The sequence below is a fragment of the Pseudomonas sp. PDM32 genome, assembly GCF_019219225.1.
GTDB lineage: Bacteria > Pseudomonadota > Gammaproteobacteria > Pseudomonadales > Pseudomonadaceae > Aquipseudomonas > Aquipseudomonas laurylsulfatiphila.
Window position 1 is genome coordinate 16,769 of the sequence record NZ_JAHUWE010000014.1, and the last position, 22,342, is coordinate 39,110.

Sequence of the window (22,342 nt, forward strand, 5' to 3'; positions counted from 1 at the left end):
ATTTTGCATTCACCGCAGAAACCTGTGGGAGCGGGCTTGCTCGCGAAGGGGCCGGTTCAGGCAGCATCAATCCGGCTGAAACGGCGACTCACTCAAGATCACTCCCGTCTCATCCACATACCGCTGCCAATGCTCGATCAAGGCACTGAGCCGCTGCGGCTGGCTCGACGCCAGGTCATGAATCTCCCCCGGATCATTGCCCAGGTCATACAGCTGCCAGGTCGCCGGCCCCACCGGTCCCGGGATGTACACCGCCTTCCACTGCCCCTGGCGGATCGCCCGCCGACCGAACAATTCCCACCCGGTGACGGTGTGCTCGTCATGCACGTGCGCCGTCTCGCCCGACAGAAACCCCAGCCACGACTTCCCGCGAACTTCCGCCACGGGTTTGCCGTGCCATTGCTTGCCCGGATGGCGCACGCCGGCCAGGTCGAGAATGGTCGGCGTGATGTCCATCACCGTGCCAAACCCATGGCTGATCTGGCCCTTGAGCGGCAGCTGCGGGTAATGCACCAGCGCTGGCACGCGAATCCCGCCTTCGGTGGTGAAGGCCTTGAACAGTCGCGACGGCGCGGTCGCCACTTGCGCCCAGTTCGGTCCGTACCAGACGTAGGAATTGGCCCGGCCAATATTGTTCAGGCTGTTGTCGTAGTGTTGGTTGAGATAGGTCAGCAACTGCGGGCCGAATTTCGGAAAGGCCTCCAGCAACGCCCCTTCGGCGCCGTTATCGGACATGAACAGGATGAAGGTGTTGTCCAGTTGTCCCTGCTGGCGCAAGTAATCGACGACACGCCCGATGTTCCAGTCCATGCGCTCGACCATCGCCGCGTAAACCTCCATGGCCCGCGCGGAAATCTGCCGTTGCTCGTCGCTCAGGGCATCCCACTGTGCAGTCAACTGGATCAGCGGATGCGGCTCGACATCGGCCTCGATCAATCCCAGTTTCTTGAGTTTTTCCAGACGTTCCAGGCGCAGCACTTCAGGGCCGGCGTCATAGCGCCCACGGTATTTTTCCACCACCTCGGCCGGTGCCTGCAGCGGCCAGTGCGGTGCGGAAAACGGCAGGTAGGCGAAGAACGGCCGGGTCTGGTCGCGCTCCTTGAGGTATTGCAGCAGCTTGTCGCCAAAGGCATCGGAAGAATAAAAATCCTTCGGCAGTTCGTCGATGAACCGGTCGTCTTCGATATACAGCGCCGGCGTGGATTTCAGCAGCCGTGGCGTCGTTTCATCGTAGGTCGGCTCGAAGCCGTAATGGTTGGCCGCACCGGGCAACAGCGAAAACGAACGCTCGAAACCCCGGGCGTGGGGTGCCAATTCGGCGGTCAGGCCCAGGTGCCATTTGCCGCTCATCAACGTCTGGTAACCCGCCTCGCGCAGTAGCTCGGGCAGGGCGACCACGCGGTCGTTCAAGTGCCCTTCATAACCCGGTTTGCCGATCAGGTCCGGGGTCAAGGCTTCGGCCATGGTGCCGATGCCGGCGATGTGGTGATCGGTGCCGGTGAGCAGCATCGAACGGGTCGGCGAGCAGGTCGGTGCGGTGTGGAAATCGGTCAGGCGCAGGCCATTGTTGGCCAGGGCATCGAGGTTCGGTGTATTGATTTCGCCGCCGAAGGCGCCGAGGTCGGAAAAGCCCAGGTCATCGGCCAGGATCACTAAAAAGTTGGGACGTTGCGGCATCAAAAATTTCCTTTTTCAGTAGGCAATGAAGGACAGCGGCAGATCGCGGACCTGCACCGGCACGGGAGGCTGGTAGTGACCGTCGCTGGTGAGTTCGTGAAGCAGTTCTTCGCGCAATTGGTGGAAGTCGAAACTGCTGCGCTGGCGTGGATGGGGCAGGGCAATGTCGACCACTTGCTTGATTCGCCCCGGACGCGGCTCCATCACCACCACGCGGTCGGCGAGGAAGATCGCTTCCTCGACATCGTGGGTGACCAGCACTGTGGTGATTTTTGCCCGAGCGCGGATCGCCAGCAGTTCGTCCTGCATCTGCTGGCGGGTCAGCGCATCGAGGGCGCCGAAGGGCTCGTCCAGCAGCAGAATCCGTGGGCTGGCCACCAGGCCGCGAGCAATGGCCACGCGCTGCGCCATGCCGCCGGAGAGCTGGTGCGGATAGGCGCGGGAGAAGTCGCCCAGGCCCACCAGTTCGATGAAGTCATGGATACGCCGGTGCTTTTGCGCGGCGCTCAATGGCTCGTTGACCAGGCCCAGGCCGATGTTGTCGGCCACGCTCAGCCACGGGAACAAACGGTGTTCCTGAAAGACGATGCCGCGCTCGCCACCGATGCCGGTGACGGCTTTTCCGTCGACGCTTATCTGCCCGCGAAATTGCCTGTCGAGGCCCACCAGCAGCCGCAGCAAAGTGGATTTGCCGCAACCGCTGGAGCCGACGATGGCGACGAATTCGCCCTCGGCGATGTCCAGGTTGAATTCGCGAATGGCCTCCAGCTCGAAGCCGTCGACGTCGAAGGTCTTGCCCACGTGATTGAAGCTGACAATCGGTGCGTTCATGCGTGTCTCCAGCGAGTGGCGCGGATTTCCAGGCGTTGGCCAATGAGATTGAGCAGGGCGCCGGTCAGGCCCACCAGCAGCATGCCGGCCATGATCAGGTCCATGCGCAGCAGTTGCTGGGCACCGATCATCTGGCTGCCGATGCCGCCGTTGGACGGCATGAAATATTCGGCGCCGATGGTGCCGAGCCAGGCGTAGATCAGGCTCAGGCGAAGGCCTGCGAAAATTCCCGGCGCCGCCCCCGGCAACACCAATCGACCGAGGCGCTGGCGCAGATTCAGGCGCAACACTTGGGCAGCCTCGTTGAGTTGTGGCGAGAGATTGGCGACGCTGCGTTGGGTGGCGATGAACAGCGGGAAAAACGCGGCGAGGGCGACGAACACCCACTTGGCCAATTCCCCCAGGCCGAACCACGCGGTGAGCAGCGGCACCCAGGCGAATATGGCGATCTGGCGGAGGGCGGCGAGGGTCGGGCCGAGCACGCGTTCACTGGTGTGCGACAGTCCAAGCAGCAGGCCCAGAGCAAAGCCGAGCCCGCCACCGAGCAGTAACCCGCCAAGGGTTCGGCCCAGACTCAGGGCCATGCCGCCAATCAGTGTGCCGTCGAGCAGGCCATGCCAGGTGGTGTGCAGGACGGCCAGCGGGCTGACCAGAATGTTTGGGTCAATCCACTGATGATCCGAGCTCAGTTGCCATACCGCCAGCAGCGCCAGCGGCAGCAGCCACGGTTGCAGACGTTGCCAGCCTTGATAACGCGGCCCGCGACGGATTTCGGCGGTGGCCGGGTGCGGCCAGTGCACCAGCTTCCTGTCCAGCAGGCCGATGCCGCGGTCCATCGCCACGCCGATCAAGCCGATCACCACGATGCACACGAAGACGATGTCGAGCATGAACAACTGGCGTGCCCAGACCATCAGGTAGCCGATGCCTTCGCTGGACGCGAGCAGTTCGACAGCGAGCAGCGAGGTCCATCCGGCGGCCAGCGCAAGGCGCACACCGGCCATGAAGGCCGGCAGTGCGGCAGGCAGCACAAGACGGCGGATCAACAGGTGCCTGGGCAGGCGCAACACGGCGGCGGCTTCGCGCAGCCTGGGTTGCGCGTCGCGCACGCCGACCAGTGTGTGCAGGGTCACCGGCACCACGATGGCCTTGATCAGCACCACCAGTTTCAGCACTTCACCGATGCCGAAAAACACCATGAACAAGGGAATCCAGGCCAGGGTCGGGACTTGCGCCAACCCGGCGAAGGTGGGAAACACCAGGCGTTCGAGCGTACGACTGAAACCCAGCGCCGCGCCCAATACCGCACCGACACTGATCCCCGCGAGCAGGCCCCAGGACAAACGTTGCAGGCTGATCCACAAATGGCTCCACAATTCGCCTTGGGACAATTCAACGGCGCTGCTCCAGACCAGGGTCGGCGCCGGCAGGATCTGCTCGCTCATCCAGTGGTTGCGGCTGGCGAGCCACCAGAGGGCAAACAGGCTGAGGGGTAATAGCCAGGGCAAGAGCCGCTGGCTCAGCGTCGGCCAATGTCGTCGACCATCAAGCCGAGGTGCGGCCAGCGGCAGGCTCAGAAGGGAAACACGGGCCATGGGTGACCTCCGTTGTCGGGTTGCAATGCAAGCCTGCTTTTTGTGGGAGCGAGCTTGCTCGCGATGAGGGTGTATCAGGCGACTTATGTGCTGGATGACACACCGCTATCGCGAGCAAGCTCGCTCCCACAGGGGGTTAAGGTGTATGCGAAATTGATCTATAAAAATTCAAGTCAATGCTATTGAGAGATAAGCGAGACCATTTAAGGCCTCCATCAGCCGCTGCATCCAATGCATTCGAAGAATATTTTCGATGCTGCCAAGGCATACCCGGCGGAGAGGTCCGCCGGTGTTGATATAGATCCATATGATCTAAAAATGTGAATTTATAGTATTTAAGTGTTGGTTCTGATTCGGCCTACTTTCGGCTCATCAACGCCCGTTGCCCCAAGGAGCCGCACCCATGAACCTTCCCTTCAAACGTGTCATCAGCCAGTTCGCCGCACCGGCCCTGGCGGGTCTGCTGGCCTTCACGGCCAACGCCGGTGAGCTCAAGGAAATCCGCATCGCCGTGCCGGACCTGAGTGCCGGTACCCAGCACAGCGGTGGCGGTGTAGTGGATGTGTTGCGCGATCAACAGATCTTCGAAAAGGCCTTTGCCGATCAAGGCATCAAGATTCAGTGGAGCTTCTTCAAGGGCGCAGGCCCGGTGATCAACGAAGCGTTCGCCAACGGTCAGGTGGACCTGGCCTACCTCGGCGACCTGGCAGCTATCATCGGCAAGTCCAATGGTCTGGATACGCGATTGCTCAGCGCCTCGGCGCGCGGGGTCAAGCACTACCTCGGCGTGGTACCGGGTTCGGGGATCAAGACCCTGCAAGACCTCAAGGGCAAACGCGTGGCGATCTTCCGTGGCACGGCCAGCCAGTTGTCCTTCGATGCGGCGCTGGCCAGTCAGGGGTTGAGCGAGAAGGATGTGAAAGTCATCAACCTGGACTTCAACGCGGCGGTGGCGGCGCTGGCGGCGAAGCAGATCGATGCCTCGTGGGGTGGTTCCGGGCTCACCGCATTACAGGCCAAGGGGCTGGCCGAGTTGCCTCTGACCACCAAGGACCTGGGCGGCGCCGGCAGTGTGCAGGCCGTGTTGGTGGGGACCGGGAAGTTCGTCGACGAGCACCCCGAGGCGGTCGCCACACTGCTCAAGGCTCAACAGCAAGCGGTGGCGTGGCTGACCCAGGATAGCAACAAGGATGCTTATGTTCAGTTGGTGTCGGGGTTGGCGAGTTACCCGCCGGTGATTCTCAGCCAGGACCTGAAGGATCAGAAATTGAGCGAGGTGTTCCCGTCGACACTTGATCCGGTGTTCCTTGGCAAATTGCAGGATGCGGTGGACCTGGCATCGCAGCAGAAGCTGATTCGCAAGTCGTTCAAGGTGACGGATTGGGTGGCGCCGGAGTTGGCTGCGGCAAAACTTTGAATCTCTAGCGTCAATTCGGACGCTTTCGCGAGCAAGCCCGCTCCCACACTGGTTCTGCGTCGTACACAAACTTTGTGTTCGCGGGAAATCAAATGTGGGAGCGGGCTTGCTCGCGAAGAGGCCCTAAACCGCGACGCTGACTTGCTGCCTGTCCACCGCCACCAGCGTCTCGATCATCGCCCGCGCCGCCGGCGACAACCGGAACCCGGTGCGGCTGACAATCCCGCACCGCGCATTCATGCTCTCGATGTTCTGCGGCAAATTGCGCCAGTGCAGCAGCACCAGCGCACCCTGGGCAATGTCTTCGATGAACGCCTCTTGCGTGCCCACGCCGATGGCATTGGATTGCAACACCACCTTCACCAGCGCCGGAAAATGTTCGGTCTCGAGGGTCGGCGAAAAATCCACCCGCCCACTGAGGTTTGCCAGCAGTTTGCGAATGCCAGGCGGGATCTTCGTGGTCGCCAGCGGGTAGTCGAACATGTCGTTGGTCGACAGGCTCTCCTTGGCCAGCAGTGGATGCCCGGGACGGCAGAAAAACACACCGCGCTTGGGCGTCAGCGCCTGGGTCTGGAAGTTCGGGTCGGACTCGAAGTGGCGGATGTCGGCGATGAAGAATTCGATCTCCTCACGGCTCAGGGCGCGGCTGAGTTTTTCCCAGTTATCCACTTCGAAGCAGGTGCGCACTTTCGGGTGCGCATTAATGAATTGCGCCACTGCATCCGGCACCAGTTTCACCGCCGGCGCCGGGCCGCAACCGAAGCGCAGTTCCCCGGCATCGAGCTTGGTCATCTGCGTCACTTCCGAGCTGAGCAGCGCCGCACCCTGCACCAGGCTGCGGGCATGTTGCAGCACCACCAGGCCTTCGGGGGTGGGGCGCAAATCCTTGTTGCCACGGTCCACCAACACGCAGCCGAACTCTTGCTCCAGCCCCTGGATGCTGCGGCTGAAGGCCGGTTGGGTAATGCCCATGGCCTCGGCCGCGCGCACGAAACTGCGGTGTTCGTCGAGGGCGATGAAGTAACGCAACTGGCGAAGATCCATATGCTTTTCCGGCATCCTAAAAATAGCTCGAAGGCATTTGCGACGAGGGTTGACTGAGGTTTTAAATGCAACCTCTTATTCCGTCAACGAAGCATGTCTATATCTATTAGATCTAAATAGAATATAGATAGAGCAGTGTTTCGCGGCCGGTTCAACCGCAAGCAGTCTGATGAGGGTCTACCCATGAGCAATGCCGCTTTCGCAGTACAACCCGCTGTTCACGCGCTTGAAATCCATCCGGTGGCCGGTCGCATCGGCGCCGAAATCCGTGGTGTACAGCTTTCCGGCGAGCTGGATGCCGCCACCGTTGAAGCCATTCAACAGGCGCTGCTGCAATACAAAGTGATCTTCTTCCGCGAGCAGACCCAACTCGACGATCAGCGCCAAGAGGCGTTCGCCCACCTGCTCGGCGAACCGGTAGCGCACCCGACCGTGCCGGTGCGTGAAGGCACGCGTTTTCTGCTGGAACTGGACGGTGCCGAGGGCCAGCGTGCGAGCTCCTGGCACACCGACGTGACCTTCGTCGAGGCCTACCCCAAAGCCTCGATCCTGCGCTCGGTGGTGGCCCCGGCTTTCGGTGGCGACACCCTGTGGGCCAACACCGCCACCGCCTACAACGGGTTGTCGGAGGAGCTGCGTGAGCTGGCCGACAAACTGGTCGCCGTGCACAGCAACGAATACGACTACGCCGGGACCCGGCCGGACGTTTCGGCGGAGAAGCTGGAGCGTTATCGCAAGGTCTTCACCTCGACGGTTTACGAGACCGAACACCCGGTGGTGCGCGTGCACCCGATCAGCGGCGAGAAGAGCCTGTTGCTGGGGCATTTCGTCAAACGCATCAAGGGCTATTCCCAGGCCGATTCGGCGCACCTGTTCGGGTTGCTGCAAAGTCATGTGATCCGCCAGGAAAACATCGTGCGCTGGCGCTGGAAGGCCGGTGACGTGGCGATCTGGGACAACCGCTCGACCCAGCATTATGCGGTGGATGACTACGGGACCCAGGACCGGATCGTGCGCCGTGTGACGCTCAAGGGTGAAGTGCCGGTGGGTGTGAACGGGCAGGTCAGCCAGACGGTGAAAGGGCCGGATATCGGCGGCGTCTGAGCCGACGCCTTCGCGGGCAAGCCCGCTCCCACAGGGGATCTCCAGTGTTCACACGGTCAGTGTGGGAGCGGGCTTGCTCGCGAAGGCGGCCTGGCAAGCAACAAAGAACTTTTTTTGATCGGGAACCCGCCTTATGAGTCCGTTGCATTTCGCCCCAACCCACTCTCCACAACGGCTCAAACGCCTGCCCCTGGCTCTGTTACTGGCAGGCAGTGCCGGCTGGACCCAAGGCTATGCGGCCGAGAGCGCCACCCCTGAAACCACCCCGGCAAAAACCGCCACGGCCGACAATACCCAACTGGCAACCGTGACGGTCACGACTCGCCGCCGCGAAGAAAGCTCGCAGGACGTACCCACCCCGATGAGCGTGGTCAGCGGCCAGACTCTGGAAACCCAGCGGGTCTATCGCATCCAGGATTTGCAGCAACTGGTGCCCAGCGTCAACGTCGCCTACATGCATGCGCGCCAGTCCAGCGTGTCAATTCGTGGCCTGGGCAACAACCCGGCCAGCGATGGCCTGGAAGGCAGTGTCGGCCTGTACCTCGATAACGTATACCTCGGCCGGCCAGGCATGGCTGTGTTCGACCTGATGGACATCGAGCAGCTCGAAGTGCTGCGCGGTCCGCAAGGCACCTTGTTCGGCAAGAACACCACGGCCGGTGTGATCAACATCAGCACCCGCGCGCCGACCTTCACCCCGGAACGCAGCATCGAATCTTCGGTGGGCGAGGATGGTTACTTCCAGACCAAGGGCACGATTTCCGGCCCGCTGAATGACCAGCTCGCCGGGCGCTTTTCTGCGTATCGCACCCGCAGCGACGGTGATATCAAGAATGAATTCGACGGCCACGATTTGAATGGCGGCTCGCGCGATGGCTTCCGTGGCCAGTTGCTGTTCAAGCCGAACGAATCGTTCAACCTGCGCTGGATCGGCGACTACAACGAAGAAGATTCCAGCGCCGGCACCCGCGTGTTGTTCAACACCGGGCCGACCATCAATGGCACCAACCTTTACCAGACCCGGGCCAATGCCACGGGCGCGACACTGGTCGACGGCACCCACCGCAAGGTCAACCTGAACAACGACCAACATGTCACCGTGCATCAGGGCGGCACGTCGGTGGAGGCCAACTGGACGCTGCCGAGCGACTTCACCCTGACGTCCATCAGCGCTTACCGCTGGTGGAATTTCACCCCGCGCAATGATGACGGCCTGAACACCACCGTCTTCTACAACGCCGGGGTTTCGGTGGAGGACAAGCAGTACTCCCAGGAGTTTCGCCTGGCGTCGCCTACCGGCGGGTTCTTCGATTACGTGCTCGGCGCTTATTACTTCGGCTCCGACCTGGACAACAAATCCTTCACCTTTTACGGGCCGCAAGCGGACATCTGGAGTGGCACGCCCAACGGTGCGCTGAACAACATCGACAGTGTCGGCAACGGTCATATCGAAACCAACAGCTTCGCGCTGTTTGCGCAGGGCACCTGGCACCTGACCGAACGCCTGGATTTCACTGCCGGCCTGCGCGGCACCTATGAAGAGAAAAACGCCTGGGTGACCCGCAATGCACCCGCCGGTGGTGCCGCAGTCACCGGCGCGGCGGCCGCGGCACGACGCGCTCGTGCGGGGGCCTACGATTCCGGCGATCTGAACCAGTACAGCTCCAGCCCGTCGGGGCTGTTGAACCTCAGCTACCACCTCACCGACGACCTGCTCACCTACGCCACGTTGTCCCACGGCGAAAAATCCGGTGGGGTCAACCTGGCCGTCGGTATGGCGCCTGTGGCCGGTGCCGACTCGTTGCTGATCGGCACCGAGCGCGCCAACAACGCCGAACTCGGCTTCAAGAGCACCCTGTGGGACCGTCGCCTGCAACTCAACGCCAACCTGTTCTGGACCCAGGTCAACGGCTATCAGACCAACGCCTATGACGACGTCAATCGCGTGCAATACCTGACCAATGCCGGTTCCGTGCGCTCCCGTGGCGTGGAGTTCGAAAGCACCCTGATCCCTCTGCGCGGCCTGACGCTGAACATCAACGGTTCGTACAACGACGTCAGTTACCTCTCCTACAAGGATGCGCCGTGCCCGCCGGAAGTCAGCCTGGCGCCGGGCGCTCCGGCGTCTTGCGACCTCACTGGCCATCAAGTGGTCGGCGCCTCGAAATGGATCGGCAACGCCAACGGCGAATACAAGTGGAACCTGAGCAACGGCTTCGAGGAGTACGTCACCGCCAGTTATGCGTTCCGCTCCAAAGCGGTGGGCACGGTGGAAGACTCCGACTTCGGGCAGATCCCGAGTTATGCGGTGGTCAACCTGTCCACCGGTCTGCGCGGCGACTTCAACCAGGGGCAGTGGGACGTTTCGTTGTGGCTGAAAAACGCCTTCGACAAAACCTACTACACAACGCTGTGGACGGCCGCCAATGGTGGTTATGAAGGCCTGCTCGGTACGCCACGCACGCTCGGCGTGACCGGCCGATACGACTTCTGACGGCGAAAACGCATGCTTCGAATGAATACTTTCAATGCCCGCAAAGCATCGGATTTTTTCCACTGCGCCAGAGCCCTTGAACGGCGGGCTCTGGCGGTGGGTTGAGGGTTTTTGTTATTCGTTTTAGGTCTAATTATAAGTTTAAACATTACTTTAAGAGCTAAGCGTTCAAGCCAATGATTGCTCTACCGGGGCGTCGTCGGGGGATGTTCAGCACGACGTTCCGGTTATCCGCAAAGAGACCGCAGGGAGTTAAACAATGGGCAATGTCCAGATCGCCGCCGGTGCACATGAGGTGCTTTGGCGGCAGGCACCCGGTGGCGAATTGGTCGACCTCGGCCGACCGCACCGGGTGCCCTTGGGGCAGTTGCGTTTGCAGCGAGCCCCCAAAGGCGTCCTTCGCCGGCGTGAAGCAATCGTGCTGGGCGTGCTGGCGTTGCTGGTGCATGGCGCGGTGATCTATTGGGTCAATCAGCAACCGACCCCGGTGCTGCCGATCGTGCCGCCAGAAGTCCCGCCCATGACCATCGAATTTTCGCGTCCGGCGCCACCGGTGGTCGAGCCGCCGCCACCACAACCTGTGCAACCTGTGATTGAGCCGCCACCGCCAGTGGAAGACGAACTGGCGGTGAAGCCGCCTCCACCGAAGCCGGTTCCCAAGCCCAAACCGGTCGCCAAACCGCTACCGAAACCGGCGCCAAAGGCCGTTGAGCAGCCACCCGCGCCGCCACAACCGGCAGCACCCGTCGCGGCCCCGGCACCACCTGCACCGCCGGCCCCAGCGCCTGTGACACCGGCCTCCGCCACCGCTGGCTACTTGAAAAACCCGGCGCCGGAATACCCGTCGCTGGCCCAGCGTCGCGGCTGGGAAGGTACGGTGTTGTTGCGTGTGCATGTGTTGGCCAGCGGTAAGCCCGGCGAGATTCAGATCCAGAAAAGCAGTGGTCGCGATGCGTTGGATGACGCCGCGCTGAACGCGGTGAAGCGCTGGAGTTTCGTGCCGGCCAAGCAAGGTGATGTCGCCCAGGACGGCTGGGTCAGCGTGCCCATCGATTTCAAGATTCATTAAACAGAAACCAATTTCGCGCGAAACGTTTACACGAGGAATACATCATGACGTTACTGGCCTCTCCACTTGAATCCATCGAAAGCGCGGTGATCTGGCTGCTGGTGGTTTTTTCCGTCGCGACCTGGGGCCTGGCATTGCTCAAGGGCGTGCAGTTCGGTCGCCTGAAGGCACAGGATCGAAAGTTTCATCAGCAGTTCTGGGCCGCTTCGAGTCTCGACTCGGCGGCCGAACTGAGCGAAACCCGGCCTGGCGCGGCCGCCCGGGTGGCGCAGGCCGGTTATGCGGCCATCCAGGTGGGCGAGACGCCACAGGCGGCGGACTTGAGCCAGGCGATCAACCATCAGGATCGTCTGGAGCGAGCCTTGCGCCAGCAGATCGTGCGCGAGCGCCGGTCGCTGGAAACCGGGTTGGCCGTGCTCGCCAGTATTGGCAGTACCTCGCCGTTCATTGGTTTGTTCGGCACGGTGTGGGGAATCATGGAAGCGTTGAAAGGCATCAGCGCGGCGGGCTCGGCCAGCCTTGAAACGGTCGCCGGACCGATTGGCGCGGCACTGGTCGCCACGGGTGTGGGGATCGCCGTCGCGGTGCCGGCAGTGCTGGTTTACAACTACTTTTTGCGTCGCTTGAAACTGACGGCGGCGGACCTGGATGACTTCGCCCATGACTTCTACAGCCTGGCGCAGAAGAGTTCGTTCCGCGTGCTGATCCACCCGACGGCGCACAAGGTGGCAGCCCAGGGCAGCGCGCAGAAAGTGAAGGAGGCGTCCTGATATGGCCTTCTCCACGCAAGACACCGATGAGGTGCTCAGCGAAATCAACGTGACGCCGCTGGTGGATGTGATGCTGGTGTTGCTGGTGGTGTTCATCGTCACCGCCCCGCTGCTGACCAACGCCATTCCGATCAACCTGCCCAAGACCGAAGCGGTGGCGCCGGTGGAGCAGAAGGACCCGCTGGTGGTGAGCATCGACGGTGCTGGCAAACTGTTCATCAACAAGGACGAGATACAGCCGGACTTGCTGGAGTTCAGTCTCAAGTCGGCGAAGGCCAAGGACCCCGAGGTGCGCGTGCAGTTGCAGGCGGATGACGGTGTGAATTACGGCGAGGTGGCGCGGGCCATGGCATCGATTGAACGGGCAGGGATTACCAAGTTGTCGGTGATCACTGCGCGTTAACAGGTTTTCGTTTTCCGGGGCCGTCTCCTTGGCAGGGTGCGGCCCCTTTTTTATTCCGGTGCAAAACACCAAACCTGTAGGAGCTGCCGAAGGCTGCGATCTTTTGATTTTGCGTATCAAGATCAAAAGATCGCAGCCTTCGGCAGCTCCTACAGAGAGTGTTTAATATTCTATGTGGGTCTTAATAAATAGCTTCTTATTCCTTAACGAATATAACTCTCCTCCCTATACTCGACCGGGAACAGACACGCAGCAGGAGAGCTCCCCCATGCGCAACGAATCAATTCGCTACCTGATTGTGCCGGGCTGGCAAGGATCGCCAGAAGATCATTGGCAAAGCCACTGGCAGAACAGCCTGCCGAACAGCGCACGGGTGGAGCAGGCCGACTGGCTGACGCCGCGCCGTGAAGACTGGGTCGCGGCGCTGGCCGAGGCGATTGCCGCCGACAGCACGCCGGTCATCCTGATCGCCCACAGCCTGGGTTGCATCACCGTCGCCCATTGGGCGGCCACGGCGCCTGTGCAGTTCCTGCGTCAGGTGCGCGGTGCCCTGCTGGTCGCCCCGGCGGATGTCGAACGCCCGGCCTGTGCACCGGCCTTGCGCAACTTCGCGCCGATCCCGACGGACCTGCTGCCGTTCCCCAGCCAGGTCGTCAGCTCTGACAACGACAGCGCCGTCAGTGCGCCGCGAGCCCTGGAGCTGGCGCGCAACTGGGGTGCCGAGGCGGGGATTCTGGCGGGGGCGGGGCATATCAACGTGAAGTCCGGTCACCAGCGTTGGGAACAGGGTTTTGCCTATCTCTATCGCCTGCAAAACCGCATGGAACATCACGCCCTGCGCCGCGCTTGAACACTTTCTTTATTTAACGCCCCCGTCTCCCGGCGGTTTTGGGCGGGAGTCTGCCATGAGCTTTGAAACCTTCGGTCAGCCACTGCTGACCTTTCCCGACGCCGAAAAAAGTCCTCTGAGCATCCGCGCCAAGGCGCTGGTGTTTGTCGACCCGCGTTCGCGGCAATTACGTGAAGACCTTGAGCAACTGGCCACGCGTTCAGTCTCGGTGCTGATCCGTGGCGAAACAGGCACCGGCAAGGAGTTGCTGGCCCGTCATATCCACCGCGCCAGTGATCGCGGCGGGTTGTTCGTGTCGGTCAACTGCGGCGCCATCAGCCCGACCTACGCCGATGCCGAGCTGTTCGGCTATGCGGCGGGCAGCTACAGCGGTTCGGCGAGCAGTCGTGCCGGCTGGTTCGGCTCGGCCAACGGCGGCACGCTGTACCTGGACGAAATCGGTGACCTGCCGCTGCCGATCCAGATCAAGCTGCTCGCCGCCCTGGAGAACCATGAAGTCACCCGCGTCGGCGCGCAGCAGCCGAGCCCGGTGGATGTGCGGCTGGTGGCGGCCACCAGCATCGATCTGGCCCAGGCGGTGGCCGCCGGGAAATTCCATGAGCGGCTCTATCACTACCTCAGCGAGGGCCCGCTCGAACTGCCGGCACTGCGCGAGCGTACGGGAGACATCCTGCCGCTGGCCGAATACTTCCTCGGCATCTACAGCCAGCGCCTCGACCTGCCGGTGCCGCTGATCAGCGAAGCGGCGCAGCTTGTGCTGGAACGCCACAGTTGGCCGGGCAATACCCGGGAGCTGGAAAACATCATTCACTTTGCGCTGCTGGTGAGTACGGGCGACGAGATTTTGCCGGAGCATTTGAATTTGCCTGATCCGCTGGCGCAGATCGACAGTCAGATCAAGCAGATTCTCGCCAATGGATCAGCCGCCGAACAAGCAGCCCTGAAAAACCTCCTGCAAGACGCCCGGCTTTTGTAGGAGCTGCCGAAGGCTGCGATCTTTTGATCCTCGCACTATTCGGGCCGCCAAAGATCAAGAGCAAAAGATCGCAGCCTGCGGCAGTTCCTACAGGGTTGTATGAACAAAATGGAATATGAAGCTGAATAAACGTTATTGTTCGGGAATAAAAAATCCCGGTATTGTCCGCTTCACGCCAGCGATAGCACTTCACTGGCACTCTCATCTTCAAGCCGTCGCCACAAGCGACTGTGATTTTCGATAAGGACACTGCATGAAAAAGGTTCTGTTGTTCACCGCACTGGCGGCTGCCCTGACCGCGGGCCTGGCCCAGGCTGGCGAGAAACTGGTGGTTGCCGCGACCCCGGTTCCACACGCCGAGATTCTTGAGCTGATCAAGCCAACCCTCGCCAAAGAAGGCGTGGACCTGGAAATCAAAGTCTTCACCGATTACGTTCAGCCGAACGTGCAGGTCGACCAGAAGCGTCTGGACGCCAACTACTTCCAGACCCTGCCGTACCTCAAGAGCTTCAACGAAGGCAAAGGCACCCACCTGGAAACCGTGATCGGCGTGCACGTCGAACCGTTCGGCGGCTACTCGAAGAAAGTCAAAACCCTGGCTGAGTTGAAAGACGGCGCGACCATCGCTATCCCGAACGAAGGCAGCAACAGCGGCCGTGCTCTGATCCTGCTGCAGAAGGCTGGCCTGATCGAGTTGAAAGACCCGAAAAACGCCCTGGCCACGCCAAAAGACATCGCCAAGAACCCGCACAACTTCAAGTTCAAGGAGCTTGAGTCCGCAATGCTGCCGCGCGTGCTGGATCAGGTCGACCTGGACATGATCAACACCAACTACGCGCTGGAAGCGGGTCTGAACCCGGCTAAAGACGCGCTGGTGATCGAAGGTGCCGACTCGCCTTACGTGAACTTCCTGGTGGCCCGTCCGGACAACAAGGACAGCGTTGCCATCCAGAAACTGGCCAAGGCCCTGACCAGCCCGGAAGTGAAAGCCTTCATCGAGAAGAAGTACAGCGGCGCGGTATTGCCAGCGTTCTGATTCGCGAAGCAAACCCCTTCAAGGTTTCAAACGCCGACGGCTGAATTAGCGTCGGCGTTTTTTTGAGCGTTCGATTTGCCTGTGGCGCGGGAGCTTTTGTGGCGAGGGGGCTTGCCCCCGTTCGAATGCGCAGCATTCGCCCAAGGGAGCGCGGGAGATCTGTTTGGGGCCGCTTCGCAGCCCAACGGGGGCAAGCCCCCTCGCCACAAAGAGCCTGTTGACCATGGAGTTGATCAGGCCGGCCTGGCCTTCAACGCCCTGCGCAACGCCATCAGTAATTTCAGAATGTCCTGCGGATCCAGCCGTTGCGGCGGTTGTTCGTCTGCCATGTTCTCGTCCTTGTGAGATGTTGGCCGGGAGTCTGGCCAAAAGTGGTTCGTCCTTGGAGCTGTGTTTCGAAAAAAAGATCCTTCCTACGGCGCAAGGGAAAATAGACGTCTTCCTTCAACCCGGCAAATCACGCGCCGCTCAATCCGGCCAATACCATGCCGGCTCATCCAGCATGCGCTGACCCACGATCCCGGTCTGGCCAAGATTTTTCTCCAGCACGATGCAGTTGCAGTCCGGGTCCTCCTGCAACGCCGAAATCAAGCGCCGGGCATGGGACACCACCCACACCTGGCAATGCGCCGAGGCACGGATGATCAAGCGTGCCAGCGCCGGCAGCAGGTCCGGATGCAGGCTGGTTTCCGGCTCGTTCAGCACCATCAGCGTCGGCGGTCGTGGCGTCAGCAGCGCGGCGACCAGCAACAAGTAACGCAAGGTTCCGTCCGACAGCTCGGCGGCAGACAGCGGCCGCAACAAACCTTCCTGAAAGAACTCGATGGCGAAGCGTCCACCGGGCAGAGGGTCGATGTTCAGTCGTGCGCCGGGGAAGGCGTCGCTGATCGCCGCCCGCAAGGCGTCGGGATCGCCGATTTCGATGATCGTCTGCAAGGCCGCTGCCAGGTCGCGTCCGTCGTGATGCAGCACCGGCGTGCGAGTGCCCAGTTGCGGTTGGCGCGCCGGGGCGTCGGCATCGCTGCGAAAGTGATCGTAAAAGCGCCAGCGGCGAATGAATTCGCGCATCTCCAGCACTTCCGGCGAACCGCGCAGGCTGCCGACCTGATCGAACAGGCTGTCGAACGTCGGCGTGTGCTGCGCCAGCACATCCCACTTGCGCTCGGAGCGGGCGCGGATCATCGGGCCGTCACGATCGACCAGTAGACTGGCCGGGCGGTAGAACGCGCCTGCCCACAGGCATTCGCGTTTGATCTGCGGGTCCAGGCTGAAATAGGACGGAATCGGTGAGCTGTGCCCGGGCAGCATGAAATGACCATTGGAATCGGGAAGGCCGAGGCTGATCGAGTAGCCGAAATCCTCTCCCGCAAACCCCAGGCGCAGGCGCTTGACGCCTTGGCGCACAGTGGGCTCGATGGCGGCTTCGCCGGCACGCATGCGTCGGGAGAGGGTTTCCGGGCCGGCCCAGAAGCTCGAATCCAGCCCGCCTTCACGGGCCAGGGCATTGACCACGCCGCCCTGGGCGGTTTCCGCCAGCAGGCGCAGCGCACGGTACAGGTTGGACTTGCCGCTGCCGTTGGGGCCGGTGATCAGATTCAGTCGGCCCAGCGGGATTACCAGCTTGTTGATCGAGCGGTAATTGGCTACCGCGAGCGTATTGAGCATGTGGGTTCCTGTGGCGGGGTCGAGCGAGGCCCATTGTCCGGTACGGTCAGGTGTCTAGCGCAAGTGTTTTGGACGTAAGGCAGGGTGAATTTTTTCTTCATAAGACGCTCGTGCAAGGTTCCTGTCCTGTTCTAAGCTCTCTGTCGTGCTGTAAATGAAAAAGGCCAAGGAGATTGCATGGTGGTTCCCGGATTCAAAGTAGTCATGGCCTTGAGTGTCGTCACCCTGCTGACGGCTTGCGACGAGAAAAAACCCGTGCAGGAATACCTGCCACGGGTGTTCGTGCAAGTCGTCAAGCCGGCGGACTACGCGGCCCCGGTTACCCTCACCGGCGATATTCAGGCGCGGGTACAGACGGAGCTGTCTTTCCGTGTGGGTGGCAAGATCATCCAGCGTTCGGTTGATGTCGGCGATCGAGTGACCGCCAAGCAAGTGTTGGCCCGGCTCGATCCCAAGGATTTGCAGAGCAACGTCGACTCGGCCCAGGCGCAAGTGGCTGCCGAACAGGCGCGGGTGAAGCAGAACGCGGCGGCATTCGTACGCCAGCAAAAACTCCTGCCCAAGGGTTATACCAGCCAGAGTGAATATGACTCAGCCCAGGCCGCCTTGAACAGCAGCCAGAGCGCCCTGAGCGCTGCCCAGGCGCAGTTGGCCAATGCCAAGGATCAGTTGAGCTATACGGCGCTGATCGCCGATGCGCCGGGGATCATTACCGAGCGCCAGGCGGAGGTCGGCCAGGTGGTTCAGGCGACGATGCCGATCTTCAGCCTGGCCCGTGACGGCGACCGCGATGCGGTGTTCAACGTTTATGAATCCCTGCTGGCCGAGAAACCCAGCGATGACACCATTGTCCTGAGCCTGCTCGACAACCCGGCGATCAAAACCACCGGCACCGTGCGCGAAATCACCCCGGCGGTGTCGGCGCAATCCGGTACCGTGCAGGTCAAGGTCGGCCTCAACAGTCTGCCCGACGGCATGCAATTGGGGTCGGTGGTGAGTGCCACGGCCAAGGGATCGGGCAAGTCGGTCATCGAGTTGCCGTGGTCGGCGCTGACCAAAAACATCAGTGAACCCGCTGTGTGGATTGTCGACGACAAGGGCAAGGCCCAGTTGCATTCGGTCACTGTCGGCCGCTACCTGACCGGCAAGGTCATCATCAGCGGCGGGTTGAAAGACGGCGACAAAGTCATCATCGCGGGCGGGCAACTCTTGCACCCTGACATGGAGGTCGAGATTGCCGAAGACACTTACAAGGATCTGACGTGGGGAGCCAAGCCATGAAGCCTTTATGGGCGTTGTCCATCGGGCTGGTGCTGAGCGCCTGTTCCAAAAGCGAACCACCGCCGGCACCGATACGGCCGGTGTTGTCGATCAAGGTCCAGACCTTGAACGAGGAGGATCTGGGGCGCTTCGCCGGCAGCATCCAGGCGCGCTATCAAAGCGATACCGGCTTCCGCGTGGGCGGGCGGATCGCCAGCCGTAACGTCGATGTCGGCACCGAGGTGGAGAAGGGGACGTTGCTCGCCACCCTCGATCCTTCCGACCAGCAGAACCAATTGCGTTCAGCCCAGGGCGACCTGGCGAAGATCCAGGCGCAACTGATCAATGCCAAGGCCAGTGCCCAGCGTCAACAAGCCCTGTTCGATCGCGGGGTTGGCGCACAAGCGCAACTCGACGCGGCCAACACGGACCTGAAAACCACCCAGGCTTCCCTCGATCAGGCTCGGGCGGCCGTCAGCCAGAGCAAAGACCAATTGGGCTACACCGAGCTGCGTGCCGACCATAAAGCCGTGGTCACCGCGTGGAGCGCCGAGGCCGGGCAAGTGGTGACGGCGGGTCAGCAAGTGGTGACCCTGGCGCAACCGGACATCAAGGAAGCAGTGATCGACCTGCCCGATACCCTCGTTGACCAGTTGCCCAGCGATGTGGTGTTTCAGGTCGCTGCACAACTGGATCCGAGCATCAACACCACCGCCATCATCCGTGAAATCGAACCCCAGGCCCAAAGCGCGACACGCACCCGTCGCGCCCGCCTGACCCTGGCCGAAACGCCACAGGGCTTCCGCTTGGGCACGGCCATCAGCGTCACCCTGAGCTCGGCGGTCAAGCCGCGCATCGAGTTGCCGGTCACCGCGCTGCAGGAGGTCGATGGCAAGCCGCGCATCTGGGTGATCGATGCACAGACTAAAACCGTCTCCCCCCGTGACATCACCGTGATCAGCCGCACCGACAGCACCGTGGTGCTGGCCGGCGGCGTGAAAAACGGCGAGCGGGTGGTCAGTGCCGGTGTCAACAGCCTCAAACCGGGGCAGCAAGTGAAAATCGACGAGGACAGTCAATGAAAGGGCCTTTCAACCTCTCGGAATGGGCCCTCAAGCATCAGTCGTTCATCTGGTATCTGATGTTCGTCGCGTTGCTGATGGGTGTGTTCTCGTATTTCAACCTGGGGCGCGAAGAAGACCCGTCGTTCACCATCAAAACCATGGTGATCCAGAGCAAATGGCCGGGGGCGACCCAGGAGGAAACCCTCAAGCAGATCACCGACAGGATCGAGAAAAAGCTCGAAGAGCTCGACTCCCTCGACTACGTGAAAAGCTACACGCGCCCCGGCGAATCGACGGTGTACGTGTACCTGCGCGACACCACCAGTGCCAAGGACATCCCGGAAATCTGGTACCAGGTGCGCAAGAAGATCAACGACATCAGATACCAGTTCCCGCAGGGCATACAGGGGCCGTCGTTCAACGACGAGTTCGGTGACGTCTTCGGGTCGATCTACGCCTTCACCGCCGACGGCCTGACCCTGCGTCAGTTGCGCGACTACGTGGAACAGGCGCGCATGGAGATTCGCGGTGTGCCGGGCCTGGGCAAGATCGAAATGGTCGGCCAGCAGGACGAAGTGCTGTACCTGAACTTCTCCACGCGCAAACTCGCCGCGCTGGGCATCGATGAGCGTCAGGTGGTGCAGAGCCTGCAATCCCAGAACGCCGTGACCCCGGCGGGTGTGATCGAGGCCGGGCCGGAGCGGATTTCGGTGCGCACGTCTGGGAAGTTCGCTTCGGAGAAAGACCTGGCCGAGGTCAACCTCAAGCTCAACGACCGCTACTATCGCCTGGCCGACATTGCCGAAATCCGCCGCGGTTACGTCGATCCGGCCTCGCCGGAATTCCGCTTCAACGGCAAACCGGCCATCGGCCTGGCGATTGCCATGCAGAAGGGTGGCAACGTCCAGGCGTTCGGCAAGGCCTTGCACGCCCGTATAGACGAGTTGACCGCCGACCTGCCGGTCGGCGTCGGCATTTACAACGTGTCCGACCAGGCTGTGGTGGTCGAAGAGGCCGTCGGCGGCTTTACCAGCGCGCTGTTCGAGGCGGTGGTGATCGTGCTGCTGGTCAGCTTCGTCAGCCTTGGTGTGCGCGCCGGCCTGGTGGTGGCCTGCTCGATCCCGCTGGTGCTGGCGATGGTGTTTGTATTCATGGAGTACAGCGGCATCACCATGCAGCGGATTTCCCTCGGTGCACTGATCATCGCCCTCGGCCTGCTGGTGGACGATGCGATGATCACCGTGGAGATGATGGTCACGCGCCTGGAATTGGGCGAGACCAAGGAGCAGGCGGCCACCTTCGCCTACACCTCCACGGCGTTCCCGATGCTCACCGGTACGCTGGTGACGGTGGCGGGCTTCGTGCCGATCGGCTTGAACGCCAGCTCGGCCGGTGAATACACCTACACCCTGTTTGCGGTGATCGCCTGTGCGATGCTGGTGTCGTGGGTGGTGGCGGTTCTGTTTGCGCCGGTGATCGGCGTGCACATTCTCAGCACCAAGGTGAAACCCCATGAAGGCGAACCCGGGCGCATCGGCAGGGCGTTCAACGGCGGGCTGCTGTGGTGCATGCGCAATCGCTGGTGGGCCATCGGCATTACGGTGCTGTGTTTTGTGCTGGCGCTGTTTTGCATGCGCTTCGTGCAGAACCAGTTCTTCCCGTCTTCGGACCGCCCGGAAATCCTGGTGGACCTGAACCTGCCGCAAAACGCCTCGATCGACGAAACCCGCCGGGCTGTCGATCGCCTCGAAGCCACGCTAAAGGACGATCCGGACATCGAGCGCTGGAGCACTTACATCGGGCAGGGCGCCATCCGCTTCTATCTGCCACTGGACCAGCAACTGCAGAACCCGTTCTATGCGCAGTTGGTAATCGTCAGCAAAGGCCATACCCGTGAGGCCATGATGCACAAGCTTCGCGAGCGCTTGCGCAACGACTTCGTCGGCATCGGCAGTTATGTCCAGGCACTGGAAATGGGCCCGCCGGTAGGGCGTCCGATCCAGTACCGGATCAGCGGCAAGGACATCGACCAGGTGCGCCGACATGCCATCGACCTGGCCACGGAGCTGGACAAGAACCCGCATGTGGGCGAGATCATCTACGACTGGAACGAACCGGGCAAAGTGCTGCGCATCGACATCGCCCAGGACAAGGCGCGGCAGTTGGGGCTGTCTTCCGAGGATGTGGCCAACCTGATGAACGGCATCGTCAGCGGCCAGTCTGTGACCCAGGTCGATGACGACATTTACCTGATCAACGTGGTCGGTCGTGCAGTGGATTCCGAGCGTGGAACGCCGGAAACCCTGCAGAACCTGCAAATCGTCACGCCGAACGGCACGTCGATTCCGCTGCTGGCGTTCGCCACAGTGCGCTACGAACTTGAGCAACCGCTGGTGTGGCGTCGCGACCGCCTGCCGACCATCACCATCAAGGCGGCGATCCGCGACGAGATACAGCCAACGGACCTGGTGAAAATCCTCAAGCCGTCCATCGACGCGTTCGCAGCCAAATTGCCGGCGGGCTACAAGGTCGCCACCGGTGGTACGGTGGAGGAAAGCGGCAAGGCCCAGGGCCCGATTGCCAAGGTTGTGCCGCTGATGCTGTTCCTGATGGCGACCTTCCTGATGATCCAGCTGCACAGCGTGCAGAAGCTGTTCCTGGTGGCCAGCGTCGCGCCGCTGGGGCTGATCGGCGTGGTGATTGCGCTGGTGCCGACGGGTACGCCCATGGGCTTCGTGGCGATTCTCGGGATTCTCGCGTTGATCGGTATCATCATCCGTAACTCGGTGATCCTGGTGACCCAGATCGAGGAATACGAACAGAAGGGTTATGCGCCTTGGGATGCGGTGGTACAGGCCACCGAACATCGGCGCCGGCCGATCCTGCTGACCGCCGCGGCGGCGAGCATGGGGATGATCCCGATTGCCCGGGAAGTGTTCTGGGGGCCGATGGCCTACGCGATGATCGGCGGGATCGTCATCGCCACCTTGCTGACGCTGCTGTTTTTGCCGGCGCTGTATGTGGCCTGGTACAAGATTCGCGAGCCGAAGAAAGAGGTGCAATAAAGTCAAAAGATCGCAGCCTGCG

17 protein-coding genes are annotated in these 22,342 nt (G+C 61.6%); 12 read left to right on the plus strand and 5 right to left on the minus strand.

Annotated features, from left to right (window positions below):
* Nucleotides 1–66 precede the first annotated feature (66 nt).
* From KW846_RS24200 to KW846_RS24210, 3 genes are read right to left on the minus strand one after another with little or no spacing between them, the layout of a single operon-like run.
* A complete protein-coding gene (locus tag KW846_RS24200; protein WP_218485792.1) occupies nucleotides 67–1,677 on the minus strand; it encodes an arylsulfatase in 1,611 nt (536 codons plus the stop codon).
* A 15-nt stretch (nucleotides 1,678–1,692) separates the two neighbouring features.
* Nucleotides 1,693–2,508, minus strand: coding sequence for an ABC transporter ATP-binding protein (locus KW846_RS24205; RefSeq protein WP_218485793.1), 816 nt, complete (start codon nucleotides 2,506–2,508; stop codon nucleotides 1,693–1,695).
* The gene (locus KW846_RS24210; protein WP_218485794.1) at nucleotides 2,505–4,103 is read right to left on the minus strand and encodes an ABC transporter permease; all 1,599 of its coding nucleotides are present in this window, start codon (nucleotides 4,101–4,103) and stop codon (nucleotides 2,505–2,507) included. Before KW846_RS24210 ends, KW846_RS24205 begins: the two co-directional genes overlap by 4 nt.
* Nucleotides 4,104–4,506: 403 nt before the next feature.
* On the opposite strand from KW846_RS24210, the gene KW846_RS24215 reads away from it, so the two are divergent.
* On the plus strand, nucleotides 4,507–5,520 hold the full coding sequence (locus KW846_RS24215) for an ABC transporter substrate-binding protein (protein ID WP_218485795.1): 1,014 nt from the start codon (nucleotides 4,507–4,509) through the stop codon (nucleotides 5,518–5,520).
* A 123-nt stretch (nucleotides 5,521–5,643) separates the two neighbouring features.
* Here the strand turns inward: KW846_RS24215 and KW846_RS24220 are convergent, their stop codons facing one another.
* Nucleotides 5,644–6,564 carry a LysR family transcriptional regulator gene (locus tag KW846_RS24220; protein WP_218485796.1) on the minus strand — a complete coding sequence of 307 codons (921 nt, stop codon included), beginning with the start codon at nucleotides 6,562–6,564 and terminating at the stop codon, nucleotides 5,644–5,646.
* A 183-nt stretch (nucleotides 6,565–6,747) separates the two neighbouring features.
* Between KW846_RS24220 and KW846_RS24225 the strand changes: the two genes are divergently transcribed.
* The 8 genes from KW846_RS24225 to KW846_RS24260 all read left to right on the plus strand — a co-directional run bounded on the left by KW846_RS24225 (nucleotide 6,748) and on the right by KW846_RS24260 (nucleotide 15,266).
* A complete protein-coding gene (locus tag KW846_RS24225; protein WP_218485797.1) occupies nucleotides 6,748–7,668 on the plus strand; it encodes a TauD/TfdA family dioxygenase in 921 nt (306 codons plus the stop codon).
* A 133-nt stretch (nucleotides 7,669–7,801) separates the two neighbouring features.
* Nucleotides 7,802–10,162: a TonB-dependent receptor gene (locus tag KW846_RS24230; RefSeq protein WP_218485798.1), complete on the plus strand. Its 2,361-nt coding sequence runs from the start codon at nucleotides 7,802–7,804 to the stop codon at nucleotides 10,160–10,162.
* A 259-nt stretch (nucleotides 10,163–10,421) separates the two neighbouring features.
* On the plus strand, nucleotides 10,422–11,231 hold the full coding sequence (locus KW846_RS24235; protein ID WP_218485799.1) for an energy transducer TonB: 810 nt from the start codon (nucleotides 10,422–10,424) through the stop codon (nucleotides 11,229–11,231).
* Nucleotides 11,232–11,275: 44 nt separating this feature from the next.
* Nucleotides 11,276–12,001: a MotA/TolQ/ExbB proton channel family protein gene (locus tag KW846_RS24240; protein WP_218485800.1), complete on the plus strand. Its 726-nt coding sequence runs from the start codon at nucleotides 11,276–11,278 to the stop codon at nucleotides 11,999–12,001.
* 1 nt (nucleotide 12,002) lies between these two features.
* A complete protein-coding gene (locus KW846_RS24245) occupies nucleotides 12,003–12,404 on the plus strand; it encodes a biopolymer transporter ExbD (protein ID WP_102701888.1) in 402 nt (133 codons plus the stop codon).
* 268 nt (nucleotides 12,405–12,672) lie between these two features.
* Entirely contained in the window at nucleotides 12,673–13,254 is a 582-nt protein-coding gene (locus tag KW846_RS24250; RefSeq protein WP_007972928.1) for an alpha/beta hydrolase, read from the plus strand.
* Nucleotides 13,255–13,309: 55 nt separating this feature from the next.
* A complete protein-coding gene (locus KW846_RS24255; protein WP_007972926.1) occupies nucleotides 13,310–14,230 on the plus strand; it encodes a sigma 54-interacting transcriptional regulator in 921 nt (306 codons plus the stop codon).
* A 253-nt stretch (nucleotides 14,231–14,483) separates the two neighbouring features.
* Nucleotides 14,484–15,266, plus strand: a complete 783-nt coding sequence (locus KW846_RS24260) for a MetQ/NlpA family ABC transporter substrate-binding protein (protein WP_007972924.1) — start codon at nucleotides 14,484–14,486, stop codon at nucleotides 15,264–15,266.
* A 468-nt stretch (nucleotides 15,267–15,734) separates the two neighbouring features.
* On the opposite strand, the gene KW846_RS24265 is transcribed toward KW846_RS24260, so the two are convergent.
* Nucleotides 15,735–16,931: an AAA family ATPase gene (locus tag KW846_RS24265; RefSeq protein ID WP_218485801.1), complete on the minus strand. Its 1,197-nt coding sequence runs from the start codon at nucleotides 16,929–16,931 to the stop codon at nucleotides 15,735–15,737.
* 177 nt (nucleotides 16,932–17,108) lie between these two features.
* On the opposite strand from KW846_RS24265, the gene KW846_RS24270 reads away from it, so the two are divergent.
* The 3 genes from KW846_RS24270 to KW846_RS24280 are packed head-to-tail and all read left to right on the plus strand — an operon-like array spanning nucleotide 17,109 to nucleotide 22,320.
* A complete protein-coding gene (locus KW846_RS24270) occupies nucleotides 17,109–18,212 on the plus strand; it encodes an efflux RND transporter periplasmic adaptor subunit (protein WP_218485802.1) in 1,104 nt (367 codons plus the stop codon).
* Nucleotides 18,209–19,273, plus strand: a complete 1,065-nt coding sequence (locus KW846_RS24275) for an efflux RND transporter periplasmic adaptor subunit (RefSeq protein WP_218485803.1) — start codon at nucleotides 18,209–18,211, stop codon at nucleotides 19,271–19,273. Before KW846_RS24270 ends, KW846_RS24275 begins: the two co-directional genes overlap by 4 nt.
* On the plus strand, nucleotides 19,270–22,320 hold the full coding sequence (locus tag KW846_RS24280; protein WP_218485804.1) for an efflux RND transporter permease subunit: 3,051 nt from the start codon (nucleotides 19,270–19,272) through the stop codon (nucleotides 22,318–22,320). The genes KW846_RS24275 and KW846_RS24280 overlap by 4 nt, the downstream gene beginning before the upstream one ends.
* The last annotated feature ends 22 nt before the right edge of the window (nucleotides 22,321–22,342 follow it).